Here is a 2,558-nt window from a genome sequence, read left to right as displayed (position 1 = left end):
TTCTCCACCACCTCGGTCTCCCTGACCCGAGCCTCTTCCACCACCGGATTCATCGTCCCTGCCTGGGTCGCCCTGCACACTAAACTGCTGGGTACGGACTGTCTCACTCACCTTGGCAGAGAGGGCTTCCTCCTGTACCGCACCGGATTATTGAGACACCAGATTGGTTGTAATCAGGCCGCCTGCTTCGACTGCATCAGCGCTCGCCGGGCCTGACTCGGCGAGAGGAAGTGGTGGCGCTCCAGCAGCCAGTGCTCGTTGTACCGGTGAGCCCACTCCAGCAGGGCCCGCCGCAGCTCCTCCACGGTGGAGAAGGTGCGCACCCAGAGCAACTGCTCCTTGAGGGTTCGGATGAATCGCTCGGCGCAGCCGTTGCCCTCGGGACTGCGGACGAAAGAGGGACTGGATGCGGCCCCCAGGAAGCGCAGCTCGTTCTGGAAGGCATCGGAAGTGTACTGGCTGCCGTTGTCGTGGCGGATGGACAGCCCCGCGGCCACGCCCTGTCCGTACGCACCGAAGCGGGCCTTGACGCCCTGGCGGATGGGCTCCAGGGCTTCGAAGCGGGTGCCCACCTTGGCCGCGTGGATGCCGACGCACTCGGCGGTGCCGTGGTCGATGGCGATGAAGACGGTGGCCTGGCCCTCCCGCGTTGTCACCGTGCAGGTGGCGTCGGTGCCCCACATGACGTCGGGCTTGTCGGTGGTAATCGTGCCGTCGTGGTTGCGAGGGCCCAGCACCCGGCGGGCACGGCCCGGAGCCAGCAGTCCCGCCTCGCGCATCAGCCGCAGGCAGCGGGCCTTCGAGGTGCGTACGTGCTGCACGCGCAGCCGAGCCCACACTTTGCGGTGCCCTTCGCCCAGGAAGGGCGAAGCCGCCAGCACGCCACGGATGGCCTCCCGCAGCGCCTCGTCCGTCAGCGCCGTCTTGGGGCCGCGCCGAGCCGCCGGCGCATCCGTGGACTGACGGCGGGCGCGGTGTCGGTACACCGTGGCGCGAGGCACGCCCCAGGTGGCCGTCACGAGCACCAGGCCGTACTGCTTGCCGCTGGAAGGCGAGAGCCGGGCGCTCATCCTCTCGACTTCCTCCAGGGAAAACCCGGGGCGTTTCCCTCCAAGAGCCGCGCCTTCTCGGCCAGCAGCTCGTTCTTCATCATCAGCTCGCCCACCATGGCCTTGAGCCGCAGCACCTCGTCGTCCGCCGCTTCCGGCTCGCGGCTCTTGAGGTTCGCCTCGGCTCCGGCCAGGAACTTCTCCCGCCACTCGCTCAGCACGGCCGCCGTGACGCCCAGCTCCCGCGACAGGGCGTCGAGTTCCTCTCCCTTGAGCAACCGGAGCACGGCCTCCTTCTTGCGCTTCGCCGAGAACCGACCGCGCTCCGACGTCCTGTCCTGCTTCTGCTGCTTCTTCACATCCACCTCACAAGGGGGAGGTTATTCCCCCAGAAAGGTGTCTCAAGAAATCCTGGGGCGGAGGACTCCTCCTCGTCGTTCGCCGCACCGGCGGCGAGCAAATACGTTTCAGTCGTCACTCTGCGTCGGTTGGCGTTGCAAAGTATTGCCGGGGCTTCTTCGGAAAGTAGGAGAGTGATTAGCCGCGGAAGCATCCGACGTTGACTCGATTTGCGATGCCCGTGCAGCCAGGCCGCTCCGAGCATCGCAAGCTCGGAATAAGTCCATTACACTCTTTGCCCTTGCGATGCGCCTCGGTGACGAGCGCTCTCGCAGTGAGGTGCTAGGCATGCGGACGTTCGTGGCACGTTCTTCCAGAACAACTCCGTCTGCGCATAGGAGAGAATGGGACTAGTCGGCTGATGCGCAAGGTGACCTAGTCTGTGGAAGGCTATACGCTATTTACATATAGCCGACTGACCGCCCGTGCATTCGTCCGCAAGACTCGGGCTTCCCGGTTGTCGAGCATACCTGCCCAGTTCAAAGATCAAGAGTGTGGCGGTAGGGCACGGGAATCGAACTCGCCAGGGACTGCTCTCGCAGCCCCTCACCGGTTTTGAAGACCGGGCCGGCCACCAGGTCCGGAGGCCCTACCGCTTCCGATTACCGCCGCTCCGCGCCGCTCCGTCAACCACCGTCACGGCTTGCGCGCGAACACCACGGCGTACTCGTCGCAGTTGAACAGCGCGGGCCACTGCAGCTGCTCCGGTGTCATCCGCATCGCCTTGTGCACGTCCGCCCGGACCTGGTGCAGGGACGTGCTCCCGGGCTGGCGCTCCAGCTGCGTCATCCCCCGCAGTGCCACCAGCGCCGTGTTCACCGCCGGGTACACGTCGTCCGCGATGGACTCCACCTTCACGTCCTGGAACCCCGCCCGCCGCAGCTCCTCACGGTAGCGCTCCGTCGACCAGACGTTCTCCTCCGGAAACGCAATCAGCCCCCTCCAGTACCGGTAGCGCAGCTTCGCGCGCAGCCCCGCCCCCGACTCGCGGTCCGTCTTCTGCGCCATGTCCGCCATCACCAGCCGGCCTCCCGGCTTCAACACCCGGAACGCCTCTCGCAGGAAGTCCTGCCGCGTCCGGAAGTGCATCGCGGACTCCAGCGCGAACAC

Annotated in this window: 1 protein-coding gene, 1 tRNA gene and 1 pseudogene; all 3 read right to left on the bottom strand. The window is 66.2% G+C overall.

What is annotated here, in order from left to right:
- Nucleotides 1–173: 173 nt before the first annotated feature.
- A pseudogene (locus tag D7X55_RS38310) lies at nt 174–1,414 on the bottom strand (IS3 family transposase).
- A 529-nt stretch (nt 1,415–1,943) separates the two neighbouring features.
- Nucleotides 1,944–2,042 (bottom strand) — tRNA-Sec (locus D7X55_RS38305).
- Nucleotides 2,043–2,084: 42 nt separating this feature from the next.
- Nucleotides 2,085–2,558, bottom strand: a 474-nt coding sequence (locus tag D7X55_RS38300; RefSeq protein WP_147470391.1) for a class I SAM-dependent methyltransferase, incomplete at its 5' end; no start/stop codon positions are given.

The sequence above is a fragment of the Corallococcus sp. AB049A genome (assembly GCF_003668885.1).
Taxonomy (GTDB): domain Bacteria; phylum Myxococcota; class Myxococcia; order Myxococcales; family Myxococcaceae; genus Corallococcus; species Corallococcus interemptor.
This window is presented reverse-complemented; position numbering and strand designations above follow the sequence as displayed.